The sequence below is a fragment of the Rhodococcus sp. BP-332 genome (assembly GCF_019836065.1).
Lineage (GTDB): Bacteria > Actinomycetota > Actinomycetes > Mycobacteriales > Mycobacteriaceae > Rhodococcoides.
On the sequence record NZ_JABUEC010000007.1, the window covers coordinates 98,954 to 117,328 of the forward strand.

Consider the following 18,375-nt stretch of genomic DNA (forward strand, 5'->3'; position numbering starts at 1 on the left):
GCGGTCACGACCGGACTCCTGCGAGCAGATCGGACAGCGCCGTCACGAGATCGGGGGACGGCGCCCAGGAGAAGACCCCGCGCCCGGGCGGAGTGTCCGGGCCGATCATGCCTCGGACGAAATGGTACTGCACTCCTCCGAGGTGTACCCGGGGGTCGTATCCCGGTCGACGCCACCGCAGATAGCGATGCAGCGCAACGGAATAGAGCAGTGCCTGCAGCGGATAGTGCGACTCCATCATCTCGCCGGCCATGTCCTCGACCGTGAAGTCGTCGACGGTGAGGTCGCCACTTCTGATGCGATTGGTCTTGTAGTCCACCACCACGTAGCGGGAATCGTCGGACGACCCGACACGCAGGACCGTGTCGACACTGCCGGTGAGGTAGCCCCGGAGCGTCCGGTCGTCGAGTCGGCGCATCCGCTGCGGATAGGCCGCGAGCACGTCGTCCGAAGCGAGGTGGTGCGCCACGAGATCGGCGACGGCGTGCACGGTCACGTGCGCCGTCGCGGCGTGGTCACCGCCAGACAACGGGATCTCGAAGTCCATCTCGGCGAGCCTGTTCGACGGGTGGACCTCGGCGAGCGTGCCGGTGCCCGCCGCGCCGAAGTCCAGGGGCGTGCGCAGGACGGCCGTCAGCGCCCGAGAGAGATGATCCGCGTCGATGTCGGCACCGTGTGCCGAGACGGCATCGACACACCGGCGCTGCACCTCTGCAGGCAGATCGTCGACGGAGGTGTCGACGTACTCGAGAATCTCGTGCACCAGGGTGCCGAACGCGGCTCCCGCGGGCAGACCGTTCATGAGCGAGGGGGCCCCCGCGCCCACACCTGCCGCGAACGGGTCCTCCACCGGTTCGTCGCCGAGTATCGGGTCCTCGGATTCGACGACCTCGACCGGCTGATCGTGCGCGCCCGCGGTCAGCGCGGAGTAGGACGTTCGCCGCCACGCGGTGTCCAGCCTCCGGTCGAAGTGCGCGACGGCCAGTGCGCCACCGCTTCTCTCGGACGTCCGCGCGGGCCGGGCCACCACCGTCACGTCCTGCACCGCCTCGACGCCGATCGCGCTGCCGCAGCGCGACTGCAGGGTCGTCGCCGCGGAGGCATCGTCCTGCAGGCGCACCGTCGACTCCGGTTCCGCGATGCCGGGCACTCTGCCGAAGAGCAGTCGATGCAACGGGGACGCCGCCGTGATCGCCGTCGGTGCCCACCACAGCACCAGACGGCACTGCGCGCGGGTCAGAGCGACGTAGAGGAGGCGCATCTCCTCGCCCGCCGCCTCCTCGTCGTGGCGCTGCTTGCGTTCGCGGTACCCCGGAGTGGAGGACCCACCGACGTCGCGCACACGCGCACCCTCGTCGTCGTGGAAGAGCAGGGTGTCCGGATCGAACGATCCGGCGGCACCCCACGCGAACGGGACGTACACGATCGGGAACTCCAACCCCTTCATCGCGTGCACCGTGGCCACCTGCACGGCCTCGGCATCGCTGTCGAGCCGTCGGCTGCGGTCGGCCACAGCGCCGCTCGTGGGGTCCTGGATCCGGTCGGCCAGCCAGCGGGTCAACGAGGTCACCCCGTGTCCGCCCTCGAGCGACTCGCGCTGGACGAGTTGCGCGACGTGCCGCAGGTCCGTCAGATCGCGTTCACCGGATTCGGTTGCCAGCAGACGTTTCTGGAGCTCGGTGGATCCGGTGAGATTCTCGACCATCGCCGCGAAGCCCACCCCCGTGACGAGCGCGGACCACTCGCGGCAGCGCGCACTCAGTGCGGAGGTCGCGGCGTCGCCACCCTCGTCGAGGCTGCGAGCAGACCATCCGAGCAACGGTGTGAGCGCGGCGCGCCGCACGACGTCGGCACGGTGCGGTTGCTCCAGTGCCTGCAGGAGCAGCAGCCAGTGCACCGCGGACTCGGTGGCGAACACCGACGAGCCGCCGTACAGCACGGACGGCACGCCGGCGCGCTCGAGAGCGGACCGCACCTGCTCGGCCTGTCTGCCCGACCGGACGAGCACGGCGATGTCTCCGGGAGCGACAGGCCGCGGCGACGCGCCGTCGACCGTCAGCGTCGCGTCGCCGTCGAGAAGCGCGACGATGTCCTGCGCGACGTCGTCGGCGATACGCAGTCGAACCTTCTCGGTGGCCGGGAGGCCCTTGTTGTTCAGCGGACCGGAGCCCGTTCGACCGAACACGCGCAGGCGCACTGGAGGCAGCGGGTCCCGCGTCGTGGCGGCCAGCAGCCGAGGTTCCCGGTGCGATGCCGTCACCGGAGTGACGACGATGTCGGGATGTCCCAGTGCGGCACCCTCATACAGGTGCGCGAGCGAGCCGATCACGGCCGCGTCGCTCCGCCAGTTGGTGGTGAGTGCCAGATGCCGGTCCGCCACCGCGACCGCGTCGAGGTAGCTGAGCACCTCGGCGCCGCGGAACGCATAGATGGCCTGCTTGGGATCACCGACGAGAACCAGGGTGCACTGCCCGTGGAACGCCCTCCGCAGGATGGACCACTGCAGCGGGTCGGTGTCCTGGAACTCGTCGACGAGCACCACCGTGAACTTCTCGCGGACACGCGCGCACGCGGCCGGGCCGTGCGTCTCGTCCGACAGCACGCCGTGCAGGAGTTCGAGGAGGTCGTCGAAATCACGGACCCCGAGCCTCCGCTTCCGGCGCTCGGTCTCCTCCCGCGCCTCGCGGGCCACCGCGACCCGCTGACCGGCCGCCGTGTCGTCGGGAGCGTCCGGACTGAGCACGGCCCGCCGGTCCGAGACCGCGGCCCGGGCCACCGTGCGCGCCTGCGCGACGGTCAGGGGCGGCGAACCGACCTCTGCGCTGTAGCGACGCAGATACAGGTCGTCGACCACGTCGTCGACGAGATCGTCCACGGACTCGACGAAGGTCGCGTCCGGTTCCCGCTCACCCGCGATCCCGAGTCCGTCGAGCATGCGTTGGCAGAAGCTGTGCGTCGTGGCGATAGTCCCGGCGTCGAACTCCGACAGCGCCGTCAGCAGCCGAGTGCGCCGCAGCACCACCTCGTCGTCGTCGACGTCGGCGAGCAATGCGATCAGCTCGTCACCGCCCGTACGGGCCGCCGACGGATCCGCCAGGGCGGCCGCGACCTCGGCGAAGCGTGCGCGCGTGCGTTCGCGTAGCTCGCGCGTCGCGCCCTTGCTGAACGTCACCAGCAGTACGCCCGCGATGTCGGTGACGCCCTCGGCGACATAGCGGGCGGCGAGGCCCACGATGGCGTAGGTCTTGCCCGTGCCGGCGCTCGCCTCGAGCACGGTGGTGCCCAGCGGGAGCCGCCCGGTCAGATCGAACGTGCTCATCGCTGCTCCATACCTTCGAGAGCGCTCATCGCTGCTCCATGCTCTCGTGGGTGAGCAGCGGCTGCCACACTCGTCGCGCGAGCACACCGAAGCGCGTGCCGTCGGCCGACCACTTCGCCTCGTCGGCGGCCGGAGGAATCGCTGTCCACTGCCCGAAGTCGACTCCGCTTCCGTGCACCAGAAGTACCGCCGGCTCCGTGACGTCGCCGAACCGATCCGAGAACTGCTGAGCTGCCGCCGCGAGGGCCATCTCCTCGCTGCTTCCCCGAACGACTCTGGCGGCGTATGCCTCCCCGGACTTCAGCGCCAGGGGCAGTGGCTCGCGCAGACCGCGGTCGCGCAGGTCCGCCAGCTCTGCCAGAACCGCGCGGGCGTCCTCGGGTGTCGTGAGGGTCGACCGCGACACGGGCCGTGAGGACCGACCCCGCGCGGTGGTGACCGCCGTCCACCCGTCCGAGCCGCTCTGCGCCGCGACCGCCAGCAGGTGGATCCAGGCCTCCAGTCGCCGCTTCGGGGCCATCCTCGAATAGGACGTACGCGCCACGGTGGTGCCGTGCACCCCGGGAACGGTGCCCGTGAGCCGCCGCCCCCCGTCCAGATCCACGACGACGTCCACACTCTCCGGAGGCCCGACGTGCATCTCGGCCGCCGCGTCGGCGATGGGCACCACGTCGGTCTCGATCTGCTCGAGCAGGCGCGCACCCTGGGCGAAGGGCGGCAGCGTTCCGCGGCGCCACTCCGCGGCCCGGAAGTCGGCCAGTTCCACACCGGTCAGGAGCGCCGACAGCATGCGCTCTCCGATGTCCCAGGCCGACAGCGCGTCCAGCTCCACGGCGAGGGCGTCGACGACGTCGTCGTCCCGCCCCGACAGACCCACCTTCAGTCGCTGCCGCACGAACGCGGTGACGGGGCTCTGCACGAACGCCACCAGCTCCGCCAACGCCACGTCCGCGGAGTCTCGCGCTGGAAGCGGACCGTCGAGGAACGGCTGCCGCGGAACGAAGGGAGCGCTCGCCGCCACCGCGCCCGCGAGCGCGGCACTGTCGAACCCGGCGGGAGCGCTGCCGTCGAAGATCGACGGATCGAACGGCTGCAGCGGGTGCCGCGTGACCGCGCGGTTGTTCTCGACCCCCGCCGTGGCCGCCACGACCTCGATGACCTCGGACAACGGAATGGCGGGAGGTTCGTGGGCACCCGACACCGGATTGGCCCCGGTGTGGAAGAGAACCAGTTTCTCGCCGGCCGACATGAGGGCGTCGAGCAGCAGCTGACGGTCCTCGCTGCGGATGTCACGCTCGCCGATCAGCGCACCGCGTGCGAGGACGTCGTCGCCGTCGAGGTGGCCGGCGCGCGGGAAGACGTCGTCGTCGAGCCCGAGCAACACCACCACCCGGTGCGGCACCGACCGCATCGGGACCATGGTGCACACCGTCAGTTCTCCGGTGCGGAAGTTCGATCGCGTCGGGCGCCCGGCCAGGCGATCGCGCAACATCGACCGGATGTCGGCGAGCTGCAGGGAGATGTCGTCACCGTGCTCCAGCGCGGCGGACAGCTCCCGCAGCGCATCGACCCGATGTCGGACGTCGGCCGGCCCGACCTCGGTGAGCAGATCGATCGCTCGGATCAGGCTCGCGCGCCACGTCCGGACCGGATGCTCGCCCCGCATACCGCGCAACACGACAGAGACCCGGTCGACCAGTTCTGCGTACCGACCGGCGAGATCGATGTCGTTCCCGTCGACGTCGTCCACGGGAAGGGCCAGGCCCAGCCAGTCCCCCGTGGTCTCGTCGGCAGCGGCGCCGAGCAGCAGTCGGTCCATGGCCGCGGTGAACGTGTTCTGACGAAAGTCGCCCAGACCGAACAACTCTCGCTGCACAGAATCAATGCCCCAGCGCGCACCGGACACCCGTGTCCACTCGGCGAGACGTTCGAGATCGTCGTCGGAGAAGCGGAACCGGGTCCGCACAGCCTCGGACGCAGCGAGATCGAGCATCTGCGACGCGGTGACGCGGTCCCCTGCCATCTCGATCATCGCCGCGATCACGTCGAGCACGGGATTGGTGCGCCGGAGCCCTCGATCCGCCAGCCGCACGCGGAGTCCGTGCGCCGGGTGCGCCGAGGGATCGCCCACCGCGCCCTCGTTCCCGAAGGCCGCTCGCACGAGCGGAGCGAAGGTGTCCACGTCCGGGCACATGATCAGGACGTCGCGCGGTTCGAGCGTCGGATCGTCCTGGAACAGGTGCAGCAAGGTGTCGCGCAGCACGTCGACCTGCCGGGCGGGGCCGTGGCAGGCGTGGATCTGCACGCTGTCGTCCATCCCCGGGACGTCGGGCGCGGCCGGGGCGCGATCGGCCACGATGTCGTTCTGCATCCGCCTCAGGACGGTCGTCGACGCCTCGACACGCCGCGCGTCGGACCGCTCCGGATCGGGGAGATGGCGGTCCGCATCGGCCGTCGGTTCGAGAAGCGGTTGCAACTCGCGCACGTCGCGGCCGAGGCTCACCAGCAGGGGATGACCCGCCGTCGACACCGGCGGCGCGTCGACACGCCGCACCGACCCGGCGCCCGCACGCCGGGACGTCGCAGCCCACGAGACCGGGCTGGGGTGTGGCAGCCACAGATGGACGTCGCGGTGATAGGCCACCGCCCGCAGCACGCGTCGCTGCAGGGTGGTGAGACGGGTCGCCCCGAACAGGGACAGGCGCGACGGAAGATCGAGCGTCGACCCGTCCTCGGCGAGGGCGTCGCAGACCGGGTCCAGTCTCTCCGCGGGGCCGGGCACCCCGATGCGCTCCCGCACCCGGCGCCACAGCTCCGCCTGCCACAGGAGATCCGGCGCGAGCGGGGCGCCGGCGCCGTCCGTGTCGGCACCGGCCGCCCAGTCGACGATCATCGAGGGCCGTTGTGCGGCATACGAACGGAAGAGCCCGGACACGTGGGACGCGGTGGACCAGCGTCGACCACGGCGGTGATCGTCGGGCGCCGCCGCCGCACCGCCGATGCTCCGGGAGAGAACCGAGCACCAGGGTTCGGTCGAACACTCGTCGATCACGCGAAGGACGGTCCACAGCAACGGGCCCGCGGCCCACGGATCCGAGTCGGCGTCCACGCCCGTCACCACGGCCAGGACGTCGTCGACCAGGCGGCCGGGCGACGGGAAGTCGATGTTCGCCGCGATGCCGTCCGACACTCCTGCCGCCCCCAACGAGAGGGAGAGCCGTTGTCGGAGCCACCGCTCCACGCCCTTCGCCGGGACCGCGACGACGTCTGCGGCGAAGGCGTCCGCGAGGGGCTCGGCGAGCAGCGTCGCGAGACCGGTGGCCAACGTGCTCGCGCGTTCGGCGCGGTGGAGCTCGAGCACGTGGCCCTCCTGGAACGTCGTGGTGTCCCACCGACCGTGAGGTCCGGTGTCGACCCGACCGTAGCGCCCGGCTCCGACAGATCACCGTTGACATCCACTGTGCCGTGGTTCACACTCAACCTGTCAGACAGCCTGACAGCAAGCGAAGGAGAACGCCGTGGCCGCCACCCGTACCGAGCACGACCTGCTGGGAGGGCGCGAGGTGCCCGCCGACGTGCTGTGGGGCATCCACACTCTGCGCGCCACCGAGAACTTCCCCATCACCGGACGACCGATCTCGTCGAACACCAAGCTGATCCGCGCGCTCGCCGCCGTGAAGTACGCGGCCGCGGCGGCCAACATCGAACTGGGTCTTCTCGACGAGGTGCGCGGCGACGCGATCCTGCAGGCCGCCCGCGAGATCCTGGACGGCCGGTGGCACGACCAGTTCGTCGTCGACGTGATCCAGGGCGGCGCCGGCACGTCGACCAACATGAACGCCAACGAGGTCATCGCCAACCGCGCGCTGGTGCTGCTCGGCCACCGTCCCGGCGAGTACGCGCACCTGCACCCCAACGAGCACGTCAACCTCGGCCAGTCGACCAACGACGTCTACCCCACCGCCTGCAACATCGCGACGATCCTCGCGGTGGCCGACCTGTCCGAGTCGATGCGCATCCTGCAGGACGCCTTCCGCGCGAAGGCAGAGGAGTTCCGCGCCATCGTCAAGATGGGCAGGACCCAGTTGCAGGACGCCGTGCCGATGACACTGGGCCAGGAGTTCGGCACGTTCGCCGTCATGATCGACGAGGACCGCGCCCGCCTCGAGGAGGCGTCACTGTTGGTGCACGAGATCAACATCGGCGCCACCGCGATCGGTACCGGACTCAACGCCGCCCCCGGCTACCGCGAGGCAGCGGTCCGGCACCTCCGCGAGATCACCGCACTCCCCCTCGTCAGCGCGACGGATCTCGTCGAGGCCACGCAGGACGTCGGTCAGTTCGTGCATCTCTCGGGAGTACTCAAGCGGTGCGCCGTGAAGCTGTCGAAGGTGTGCAACGACCTCCGCCTCCTCTCCTCGGGACCGCGTGCAGGGTTCGGCGAGATCGACCTGCCCGCAGTACAGGCGGGCTCGTCGATCATGCCCGGCAAGGTCAACCCCGTCATCCCCGAGGTGCTCAATCAGGTGGCCTTCCAGGTCATCGGCCAGGACGTCACCATCACGATGGCGGCCGAGGCAGGTCAGCTGCAGCTCAACGCCTTCGAGCCCATCATCATGGAGTCGCTCACCTCCGGCATGACGCACCTGGGTGCGGCCTGCCGGACGCTCGCGGACAAGTGCGTCGTGGGGATCACCGCGCACGAGGCCCACCTGCGAGACAGCGTCGAACACTCCATCGGACTGGTCACGGCACTCAACCCGCACATCGGATACCAGGCCGCCACCGAGATCGCCAAGGAGGCACTCGAGAGCGGACGAGGAGTCGCGGAGCTGGTGCTCGAACGCGGCCTCCTGACAGCGACACGTCTCGAAGAACTGCTCCGCCCCGAACATCTCGCGAACCTCCAGAACTGAGGACCCGATGACCACGACCACCGATCAGCACGGCGCCGACGACGCCCTCCACGCCGCCGAGAACGACGGCTATCACAAAGGCCTGAAAACGCGGCAGGTCCAGATGATCGCCATCGGCGGCGCCATCGGAACCGGCCTCTTCATGGGTGCAGGCGGACGTCTGGCGCAGGCCGGCCCGGCACTCGTCATCGCGTACGCGGTATGCGGGTTCTTCGCTTTCCTCATCCTTCGGGCGCTCGGCGAACTGGTGCTGCACCGGCCCACGTCCGGGTCCTTCGTGTCCTACGCTCGCGAGTTCTTCGGGGAGAAGGCCGCCTTCGTCTCCGGGTGGCTGTACTGGCTCAACTGGTCGATGACCGCCGTCGTCGACGTGACCGCCGTGGCGCTCTACATGAACTTCTTCGGCCGCTACTGGGACCCGATCGCGTCGGTACCGCAGTGGGTCTTCGCCCTCGCTGCACTGCTGCTGGTTCTGTCGCTGAACCTGGTGTCGGTCAAGGTCTTCGGCGAGCTGGAGTTCTGGTTCGCCCTGATCAAGGTGCTCGCCCTGGTGGCGTTCCTGTGCATCGGCCTCTACCTCCTCGTCAGGGGGACACCGAACCAGGAGCAGGGCCTGTCGATGATCGCCGACAACGGCGGGCTGATCCCCAACGGTCTGCTGCCCGCCGTCGTCATCATCCAGGGCGTCGTGTTCGCCTACGCCTCCATCGAGCTGGTCGGTACCGCCGCGGGCGAGACGCCGAACCCCGAGAAGGTCATCCCGAAGGCGATCAACACCGTCATCATCCGCATCGCGGTCTTCTACGTCGGGTCCGTGCTGCTGCTGTCGCTCCTGCTGCCCTACTCCGCCTACCGCGCGGGTGAGAGCCCGTTCGTCACGTTCTTCGGCTCGATCGGAGTCGAGGGCGCGGACACCGCCATGAACCTCATCGTCCTGACGGCGGCGCTGTCCTCGCTCAATGCCGGGCTCTACTCGACCGGTCGCATCCTCCGATCGATGGCCGCGGCGGGCAGCGCGCCGCGCTTCGCGATGAAGATGAGCAAGGCCGGCGTGCCCTACGGCGGGATCCTGCTCACGGCAGCGGTTACCCTGCTCGGAGTGGTGCTGAACGCGGTGGTGCCCGAGCAGGCGTTCGAGATCGTGCTCAATCTCGCCGCGCTCGGCATCGTCAGCGCCTGGGCCATGATCGTGTTGTGCCAGCTCAAGCTCTGGCACCTGTCGAAGGAGGGCGTGGTGACGCGGCCGTCCTTCCGGTTGTTCGGCGCCCCGTACACCGGCATCGCCACCCTCGTCTTCCTGGTGGTCGTCCTGGTCCTGATGGGCTTCGACTACCCGATCGGCACCTGGACGCTCGCCTCCCTCCTGGTCATCGTTCCCGCGCTGGTCATCGGCTGGCGCGCAGCGCGCCCGGGCATCGAGCGGCTCGCCCGCGAGCGCGCCCGTGCGGGAGGGGGAACGGTCGCCCGATGAGTTCACCCGCACTGCCGACGGTCGTCGTCCTGACCACCGGCGGAACCATCGCCAGCCGCGTCGGCCCCGACGGTGTCAGCACCACGGGCCGTCACGCCCACGACGTCCTGGTGGATGCCGGACTCCGCGTCGGCGTCCGGGTCCGAGTCACCGACGTCCTGTGCGTCGACAGTGCCGCGATGTCGCTCCTGGACATGGACACCGTCCGCGGCGCCGTCACCGAATCACTGCGTGACGACGCGGTGAGCGGTGTCGTCGTCCTGCACGGCACCGACTCCCTCGAGGAGACGGCGATGCTGATCGATCTCTCCCACACCGACGTTCGCCCCGTCGTGATCACCGGCGCCCAACGCACCGCGGATCACGTCGAGAGCGACGGCCCGCACAATGTCGAGTCGGCGCTCCGCGTGGCCGCCGATCCCGAGCGACGGGGCCACGGTGTGCTCGTCGCCTTCGGCCCGCGCGTTCTCCGGGCCCGCGGGGTACGGAAGTCGCACACGACCGCGCTCGACGCCTACTCCGGCACGCCGGCGGTGGACCCGGTTCCGCGGGAGACGCTGCCGGACAGTCCGATCGACGGGATCCGGGTCGACGTCGTCGCGCTCTACCCGGGTGTCGACGGACTCGTCATCGACGCACTGCGATCCGCGCGCACCGACGGGATCGTGCTGCAGGCGATGGGCGCGGGCAACGCGAACGCCGCGGTCGTCGACGCGGTGCGCCGGTGCACCGATGCCGGTGTCCCGGTGATGTTGTCGACACGAGTGCCGTCCGGCGGCGTCGTCACCACCTACGGCGGCGGAGGCGGGGGCGCCGACCTCGTGCGTGCGGGCGCGGTATCCGCGGGCGACCTCAGCCCCGCTCAGGCACGAATCCTGCTGTGCGCGTTGCTGAGCAACCGCCTACCCGTCACAGCGGACCTGGCCTCGATCAGTACTGCTCGGTGACCATCACCGCAGTCGTCCCGTTCTCCAGCGCCTCGAACACGTGGGGCACGTCGCCGGGATACGACAGGTAGTCCCCCGGTCCCAGTTCCTCGGTCGCGTCCACCGGCCCGCACACCGCCCGGCCGGACGACACCACCACGTGTTCGATCACCCCGTGCATGTGCGGATCGGACAGCCGCGGCGTCCCCACCTCGGCCGTGAGCAGGTACAGGTCGCGGCGTGCGGTCGGTGGGCAGGACGACAGCAGTGTCGCGGTGTAGTCGGACGACTCCGCCGCGATCGACGGACCCTCACCGCGTCGCACCAAACGGACTTCCTGCCGCGGCGGTTCCACCAGGCGCGCGAAGGGCACGTTCAGGGTCACGCTCAGCGCCCACAGTGTTTCGACGCTGGGATTTCCCGTTCCCGACTCGAGCTGAGAGAGGGTCGACTTCGCGATACCCGCGCGCCGGGCCACCTCGGCGAGAGACAGGCCCGTACGTCGACGCTCACGGACGAGCGACGCGGCGATCGCGGCGATGGGTGCGCTGTCGGACATGACTGCATGATGCCACAGTGTTCGTCTCACACTCCCCTCGTTCGCCTTGACGAACGGCACCGCGACCGTTCACCATGAGCACCATGCGTTCGATATGGCGAACACCCCTGTGGCTCACGCTCCGGGACGACCCCGACGTGGCGGTGCGGGACATTGCCGTGGTGTGCCTGGCCGACGCCCTGGTCGGTGCCTCGCTCGGTGCGATCGCCGTCGCCTCCGATCTGCCGTGGTGGCTCCCCTGCCTCCTGTCGATCGCGGTCTTCGCGGGGGCCTCGCAGTTCGTCTTCGTCGGAGTACTCACCGGCGGCGGCAGCGTTCTGGCCGCGGTGTCCAGCGCGCTCCTCATCAACGGCAGACTGCTTCCGCTCAGCTTCTCGGTGGCACCGCTGCTCGGTGACCGACCCGCCGCACGCCTGCTCGGGGCCCATCTGGTGACCGACGAGTCGGTCGCCTTCTCGATGGCCTCGACAACCAGGCGGGGCAGGACCCTCTCGTTCTGGTTCTGCGGCGCGTTCCTCTTCCTCGCGTGGAATCTGGGCGTGCTGGCCGGTGTGGGCCTCGGCGCCGGCGTGGAGAGCGCGGAGTCGCTCGGACTCGACGCCGCCTTTCCTGCCGTCCTGCTCGCACTCGTGATGCCCTCCCTGCACGATCGCGTGACACGCATCGCCGCGGGTGTCGGCGCCGTGGTCGCCGTCGCCGCTGGGGTCGTGGTGCCCGCCGGCGTCTCCGTGGTGCTCGCCCTGATCGCCGTCATGCCGTTCGTGCTCCGACACGGGCGTAGGAACGACGCCTCGTGAGCACCGGGGCCATTCTCGCGGGTGTCGCCGCACTCGCCGTCGGCACGTTCGCGTTCCGCCTGATCGGGATCGCGCTGCGCGGGCGCCGGGAACTGTCCGTGTCGGCCGAGAAGTCGATGACCACGGCGGTCGCCGTCGTGTTCGTCGCCCTCGTCGCGACCTCGACGTTTCCCCGTGACGCGGGCCTCGCGCTCCCCGCCGGGGTCCTCGTCGCCGCTGTTCTCGCCTGGCGCAAAACGCCTTTCGTGCTCGTGGTCGTCGCCGCAGCGGCAGTCACCGCGGGCCTGCGCTGGCTCGGCGTCAGCTGACCCGGGCACGGGCGTAGCATCGTCCGAGTGCCCTTGCTCCTGACCTCGCGTCGCTACGTCGACCTTCGCCTGCAGGCCAGCGCCATCTGTCGATAGACCGTGTTCCTCCCCGGTCCACTCGTCCACCGCGCACCCTTTTTCTCGGCCGTTGTTCTCGGCCGCCCCAGCATTCTCGGAAGGCACCACCATGTCCGCGCCCAGCGCTGCCCCCACCCGTCGACTGCCGCACTGGCTCACGTCGTTCGGGCCCCAGATCGTCGCCGGGTTGATCCTCGGCGTCATCGTCGGACTGATCGCCCGATCCATGCCCGACGCCGCCGACGGCAACCCCAACTGGCTCGTCGAGACGGTGTCGACCATCGGATCGAGCTACGTCAAACTGCTCACCGTCGCCGTGGTGCCCCTCGTGTTCACGGCCATCGTCAGCTCCATCGCCAACCTGCGCGCCGTCACCAACGCGGCACGCCTGGCAGGCCAGACCCTGCTGTGGTTCGCCATCACCGCATTCATCGCCGTGATCGTCGGCATCATCATCGGGCTTGTCGCGCAACCGGGTTCGCGCACCGGCGTCTCGCCAGATCTCGGGAAGGAACCGTCGAGCACAGGGTCGTGGTGGTCCTTCCTCACCGGCCTGGTTCCCAACAACTTCCTCGCGCTCGGCGCCCGCACCAGCGAGACCGAGGGTGCACTGAGCACCACACTGAACTTCAACATCCTGCAGCTGCTCGTCGTCGCCGCGGCGATCGGTATCGCCGCGCTGAAGGTGGGCAAGGCGGCCGAGCCGTTCCTGACGTTCAACGCCTCTCTGCTCGCGATCGTGCAGAAGGTGCTGTGGTGGATCATCCGGTTGGCCCCCATCGGTACGGCGGCGCTCATCGCCAACGCCGTCGCCACGTACGGATGGGACGCGATCGGCTCACTGGGCGTCTTCACGGTCTCGGTGTACGTCGGACTCGCCATCGTGTTCTTCGTCGTCTACCCCATCATCGTTCGGGCGCACGGCCTCTCGATCCGCAACTTCTACTCGGGCGTGTGGCCCGCGACGCAGCTCGGCTTCGTCTCCCGCTCGTCCATCGGCACCCTGCCGCTGACCCAGCGTGTCACCGAGCGCAATCTCGGTGTGCCCCGCGAGTACGCGTCGTTCGCGGTTCCGCTCGGTGCCACCACCAAGATGGACGGGTGCGCGGCCATCTACCCGGCCATCGCCGCGATCTTCGTCGCCCAGTTCTACGGCGTCGACCTCACGATCACCGACTACCTGCTGATCGTGGTCGTCTCCGTGATCGGCTCCGCGGCGACGGCGGGCACCACCGGTGCCACGGTCATGCTGACCCTGACGCTGTCCACGCTCGGCCTGCCGCTCGCCGGTGTCGGCCTGCTGCTCGCCGTCGAACCGATCGTCGACATGGGTCGCACCGCCGTCAACGTCACCGGCCAGGCGCTGATCCCGGCCGTCGTCGCCAAGCGCGAAGGCATCCTGGACCAGGAGCGATTCGACGCCCCGCGCAACGGCGACCCGTTCGTCGACGACGTGGAGCTCGCGCGCTAACTCACGAACAGCGGCCCGCGCACGAAACCCACGATCAACACCAGTAGTCCGCCGATCTCGGTGGCCGCGAGCGCATACATGAACGCATGCGTTCCCGGCACCGGGCGGACGAACTGGTTGTCGGTGTCGCGCAGGAATCCGTGCACCACGTAGCTGACGATCGCGGCGACGAAGAAGAAGACGACAGCCCCCGACGCCACCAGATTCACCCACGTCGGCCACGCGCCGAAGTGCACCAGAGGCACCAGGACCAGAGTCGCGAACGAGTACATCAGCGCCGCCCGGTGAGCGATGTCCACGTACGGATGCGCCTGCCCGTTCTCGGACGTCGCCATCTGGCGGAATTTCCATACGCCGAGGATCAACGCGGCCAACAGGATCAGTGCGGACGCCAGGATTAGGAGCGTCGCGTCCCAGTCGACAACGCGGTACGTACGGAGCGTCACGCGAGCATTGGACCATGGTGGGGCAGAATCTCCACCATGCGCCCCACGTCGTCCCCACCCTCACCGTCAGGGCTGCACAGCTCCGTCGAGGAGTACCGCGCGCGGTGGGATCACTTCGCCGCGGCCACGGCAGCGCTGTCGGCCGCCGTCGAGACGTTCGTCTCCGAGGCGGACATCGACATCGACGCCGTCGAGGCACGTACCAAGTCCGTGGAGTCCGCTGCCGGCAAGTTCGCCCGCCTCCGCGAGGACGGGTCGCTCGAGTTCACCGATCCGCTCGCCGAGGTCACCGATCTCGTCGGGATCCGTGTCATCACGTATCTGACGTCGGACATCGACCGCGTCGCGGACGCCATCTCGAAGCACTTCGTGCTGCTCAAGACCATCGACAAGTCGTCCCTCGCCCAGGAGTCCGGCGTGTTCGGCTATGCCGGACGGCACCTCATCCTCAGTGCGGACGGCGACCGCGTCCCGGCGGGATGCGAGCAGTTCACCGGCCTCGGCTTCGAGGTGCAGATCCGCACCGTGCTGCAGCATGCCTGGGCGGAGATCGAGCACGACATCCGGTTCAAGAACTCCCGCACGCAGGGTTCGCCGACCATCGACCGAGCGTTCACGCTCGCGGCGGGGCTGATCGAACTTGCGGACGCCCAGTTCGAACTCGCCGATCGGCACCACAAGGAGAAGATCACGGAACTGCGCGCGGCCGATGCCGCACGCGGGATGGATCTCCAGCTCACCGCCGATCAGCTGCGCACCATCGTCACCGACCTCCTTCCCGACTACACCCCCAGTCGGAGCGGTCACTACGAGTGGCTGCTGACTCTCGTCAACGCGAACGGGATCACGACGGGCGCGGAACTCGAGGAGGCCCTCGACCCCGCACGAGTCGAGTACGTGACGGCGGCCATGGACTACCAGTACCGCCCAGGTCAGGTGCGGATGGTGGACGACCTCCTGCTGGACCGCTTCGGCGAGGCCCACATCGCGCGCACCTCCTCGCTCACCACCGAGCGTGACCGTCCGGGCAAGCTGCGCTACCGACTGAGCAAGTTGCAGGGCCAGTCCGGCTGACGGGTGTCCGCTCGGTCTGGTATCCCTACGGCGTGACGACGCCACCGAACGACGCTCTGTCCACCATCACCGTGCGCGGCGCGCGGGAGAACAATCTGCGTGACATCGACATCGATCTCCCCAAACGGTCGCTGATCGTGTTCGCCGGGGTCTCGGGGTCCGGGAAGAGCTCGCTCGTGTTCGACACGATCGCCGCGGAGGCGCAGCGGCAGATCAACTCCACGTTCAGCGCATTCGCCCAGACCTTCCTGCCGTCCTACGGTCGGCCGGACGCCGACCTCATCGCGAACCTGTCGGCCGTCGTCATCGTCGACCAGAAGCGCCTCTTCGGCAGCCCTCGCTCCACCGTCGGCACCATCACCGACATCGGCGACTGGCTCCGCATGCTGTGGTCGCGCGGAGTCACCCCGTCCATCGGCTATGCCAACGCGTTCTCGTTCAACGATCCCGCCGGCATGTGTCCCGAGTGTGAGGGGTTGGGCGAGGCTAAGGTCATCGACATCGACGAGTTGGTGGATCAGTCGAAGTCGTTGCGTGAGGGCCCCGTGAAGCACCCGGACTTCCTGCCCGGCAAGTGGCCCTACCGGCTGTACGCGGACTCGGGACTGTTCGATCTCGACGTTCCCCTCGAGCAGTACTCCCCGCGCGAGAGGCATTTGTTCTTCGACGCGTCGCCCGGCGAGGTCGAGATGGTCAACCCGGACGCCGTGTTCAAGACGTACGAGGGGCTGCTCTCCCGGTTCCGTCGAAGCTATCTCTCCAAGGATGCCGACGCGTTGAAGGGCAAGTCGAAGGAGGCGTACGACCGTATCGTCACGCGGGGAGTGTGCCCGTCCTGCAGGGGAACTCGCCTCAACGAGACGGTGCACGCCGCGACGCTCGAGGGACTCTCGATCCCCGACGCGTTCGCGATGCAGGTCTCCGACCTCGCCGACGTCATGGACACGTGGGCGCTCGGCGACCTGGACGGCCCACGCCGCGAGGTGGTGACACAGCTCCGTCGACTGGTCGATCTCGGACTCGGGTACCTGAGCCTCGATCGTGCGACGTCCTCGCTGTCGGGCGGCGAGTCCCAGCGCATCAAGATGGTGCGCCACCTCGGCGCCACGCTCAACGACATGCTGTACGTCTTCGACGAGCCCACCACCGGGCTGCACCCGCGCGACGTGCACCGGCTGAACGACATGCTGATCGCGTTGCGCGACAAGGGGAACACCGTGCTCGTCGTCGAACACGACGCGGAGGTGATGGCCATCGCCGACCGCATCGTCGAGATCGGCCCTGGCGCCGGAAAGCACGGCGGCACGGTGGTCTTCGAGGGCACCTGGCCCGAATTGCGGCAGTCCGAGACGCGTACCGGGACGGCGCTGCGTCGAGACGGTCGATCGCGGCGCACCGCGCGCACTCCGAACGGGTGGATGCGCATCGAGAACGCCGACAGCCACAATCTGAAGAACGTGTCGGTGGACATCCCGCTCGGCGTTCTCGTGGCGGTCACCGGTGTCGCGGGCTCGGGCAAGTCGAGTCTGATCCACGGCCACCTCCGCGACGTCCGGCCCGACGCGGTGGTCATCGACCAGGCACCCATCCGCGGTTCGCGCCGCTCCTCACCCGCCACCTACACCGGACTGCTCGATCCGATCCGTGCACACTTCGCCAAGCGAACGGGACAGCCCGCAGCGCTGTTCTCGCCGAACTCTGACGGAGCCTGCCCCGACTGTCAGGGCACCGGCATGATCTTCACCGACCTCGGCTTCACCGACCCGGTGTCGAGTACATGCGAGACCTGCCAGGGTCGACGCTTCCGCTCCGGCGCGATCAAGCACACCGTCGACGGCGTCTCGATCGCCGACGTCTTCGACATGTCCGTCGACGAGGCCCGCGAGTTCTTCACCGTGAAGAAGGTGCGCGACGTACTCCGGCGGTGCAGTGATGTCGGTCTCGGTTATCTGTCCCTGGGCCAGAACCTGACGTCCCTGTCCGGCGGCGAGCGTCAGCGCCTCAAGCTCGCGACGGAACTCGTGGGCAACTCCCCGGTCCTGGTGCTCGACGAGCCCACCACCGGACTGCACTCGTCCGACGTGGACAACCTGGTCGGACTGCTGTCCGGCATGGTCGACGAGGGTCGATCGGTCATCGTGATCGAGCACAACATGGACGTCGTCGCGGCCGCCGACTGGGTCGTGGACCTCGGTCCCGACGGGGGTCACGACGGCGGCGAGGTGGTGTTCACGGGCACCGTCGACGAGCTCGTTCTGGCCCGGACGCACACCGGCACCCACCTCGCGCGGGCTCTCGCGGAGTAAACCCCCGGTAAAGTGCGGGCATGAGCGACACCGTCACCGCTGCCGCCAGTACGGAACTGGGTGGAATCGCAGGCTGGGCCGTCAGCCTGATGGAGAGCATCGGCGGGCCGGGCGCCGGCATCGCCGTGGCCGCCGAGAACTTCTTCCCACCGCTGCCCAGCGAAATCATCCTCCCGCTGGCCGGGTTCACCGCGTCGCAGGGTGGCTTCTCCCTCGCGAGCGCACTGTTCTGGACCACGCTCGGATCGGTGCTCGGCGCTCTCGGCCTCTACTGGCTGGGCAAGAAGCTGGGCCGCGACCGTATGTACGCCGCCGTGGACAGGATGCCGTTCGTCAGCACGGACGATCTGACCAAGGCCGACGAATGGTTCGTGCGCCACGGCCGCTCCGCCGTGTTCTTCGGTCGGATGATTCCGCTCGTGCGATCCGGCATCTCGGTGCCCGCAGGCGTGTCCGGGATGCCGGTCCTGCAGTTCCTGCTGTACACGACGCTCGGCAGCCTCCTGTGGAACACGATCTTCGTGCTCGCGGGCTACTTCCTCGGGGAGAACTGGCACTACGTCGAGGATTACGCCTCGGTGTTCCAGTACGTCGTCATCGGGCTCATCGCGGTGGCGGTGGTGGTGCTGGTGACCAAGCGAGTCCGACGGCGCCGACGGTCGGACGCCTGACCGCACCCGTCACCGGCCCCCGCACCGCCGCCT

13 protein-coding genes are annotated in these 18,375 nt (G+C 69.0%); 9 read left to right on the forward strand and 4 right to left on the reverse strand.

Features of this window, described 5'->3' with window-relative positions:
• Positions 1-4 precede the first annotated feature (4 nt).
• Complete coding sequence (locus HQ314_RS21060) at positions 5-3,319, reverse strand: UvrD-helicase domain-containing protein (RefSeq protein WP_222651215.1); 3,315 nt, start codon at positions 3,317-3,319, stop codon at positions 5-7.
• Positions 3,320-3,344: 25 nt separating this feature from the next.
• On the reverse strand, positions 3,345-6,680 hold the full coding sequence (gene recC / locus HQ314_RS21065) for an exodeoxyribonuclease V subunit gamma (RefSeq protein ID WP_222651217.1): 3,336 nt from the start codon (positions 6,678-6,680) through the stop codon (positions 3,345-3,347).
• A 157-nt stretch (positions 6,681-6,837) separates the two neighbouring features.
• Between recC and HQ314_RS21070 the strand changes: the two genes are divergently transcribed.
• From HQ314_RS21070 to HQ314_RS21080, 3 genes are read left to right on the forward strand one after another with little or no spacing between them, the layout of a single operon-like run.
• Positions 6,838-8,235, forward strand: coding sequence for an aspartate ammonia-lyase (locus HQ314_RS21070; RefSeq protein WP_222651219.1), 1,398 nt, complete (start codon positions 6,838-6,840; stop codon positions 8,233-8,235).
• A gap of 7 nt (positions 8,236-8,242) precedes the next feature.
• Positions 8,243-9,706, forward strand: a complete 1,464-nt coding sequence (locus HQ314_RS21075) for an amino acid permease (protein ID WP_222632769.1) — start codon at positions 8,243-8,245, stop codon at positions 9,704-9,706.
• Positions 9,703-10,653: an asparaginase gene (locus HQ314_RS21080; RefSeq protein WP_222651220.1), complete on the forward strand. Its 951-nt coding sequence runs from the start codon at positions 9,703-9,705 to the stop codon at positions 10,651-10,653. Before HQ314_RS21075 ends, HQ314_RS21080 begins: the two co-directional genes overlap by 4 nt.
• Here the strand turns inward: HQ314_RS21080 and HQ314_RS21085 are convergent.
• The gene (locus HQ314_RS21085; protein WP_042575565.1) at positions 10,637-11,191 is read right to left on the reverse strand and encodes a helix-turn-helix domain-containing protein; all 555 of its coding nucleotides are present in this window, start codon (positions 11,189-11,191) and stop codon (positions 10,637-10,639) included. The two genes, HQ314_RS21080 and HQ314_RS21085, sit on opposite strands and share 17 nt — an antisense overlap.
• A gap of 83 nt (positions 11,192-11,274) precedes the next feature.
• On the opposite strand from HQ314_RS21085, the gene HQ314_RS21090 reads away from it, so the two are divergent.
• From HQ314_RS21090 to HQ314_RS21100, 3 genes are all read left to right on the forward strand, one after another.
• Positions 11,275-11,988 carry an AzlC family ABC transporter permease gene (locus HQ314_RS21090; protein ID WP_222645971.1) on the forward strand — a complete coding sequence of 238 codons (714 nt, stop codon included), beginning with the start codon at positions 11,275-11,277 and terminating at the stop codon, positions 11,986-11,988.
• On the forward strand, positions 11,985-12,296 hold the full coding sequence (locus HQ314_RS21095) for an AzlD domain-containing protein (RefSeq protein ID WP_222651222.1): 312 nt from the start codon (positions 11,985-11,987) through the stop codon (positions 12,294-12,296). The genes HQ314_RS21090 and HQ314_RS21095 overlap by 4 nt, the downstream gene beginning before the upstream one ends.
• A 187-nt stretch (positions 12,297-12,483) precedes the next feature.
• The gene (locus HQ314_RS21100) at positions 12,484-13,845 is read left to right on the forward strand and encodes a dicarboxylate/amino acid:cation symporter (RefSeq protein WP_222651224.1); all 1,362 of its coding nucleotides are present in this window, start codon (positions 12,484-12,486) and stop codon (positions 13,843-13,845) included.
• Here HQ314_RS21100 and HQ314_RS21105 read toward each other — a convergent pair.
• The gene (locus tag HQ314_RS21105; protein WP_222651226.1) at positions 13,842-14,291 is read right to left on the reverse strand and encodes a hypothetical protein; all 450 of its coding nucleotides are present in this window, start codon (positions 14,289-14,291) and stop codon (positions 13,842-13,844) included. The two genes, HQ314_RS21100 and HQ314_RS21105, sit on opposite strands and share 4 nt — an antisense overlap.
• A 36-nt stretch (positions 14,292-14,327) precedes the next feature.
• On the opposite strand from HQ314_RS21105, the gene HQ314_RS21110 reads away from it, so the two are divergent.
• The 3 genes from HQ314_RS21110 to HQ314_RS21120 are packed head-to-tail and all read left to right on the forward strand — an operon-like array spanning position 14,328 to position 18,342.
• Positions 14,328-15,365 (forward strand): GTP pyrophosphokinase family protein, encoded by a 1,038-nt coding sequence (locus tag HQ314_RS21110; RefSeq protein ID WP_056448346.1) that lies wholly within the window; start codon positions 14,328-14,330, stop codon positions 15,363-15,365.
• A gap of 32 nt (positions 15,366-15,397) precedes the next feature.
• Entirely contained in the window at positions 15,398-17,671 is a 2,274-nt protein-coding gene (locus HQ314_RS21115) for an excinuclease ABC subunit UvrA (RefSeq protein WP_222651228.1), read from the forward strand.
• Between the two features lie 20 nt (positions 17,672-17,691).
• Positions 17,692-18,342 (forward strand): DedA family protein, encoded by a 651-nt coding sequence (locus HQ314_RS21120; RefSeq protein WP_222645872.1) that lies wholly within the window; start codon positions 17,692-17,694, stop codon positions 18,340-18,342.
• Positions 18,343-18,375 lie beyond the last annotated feature (33 nt).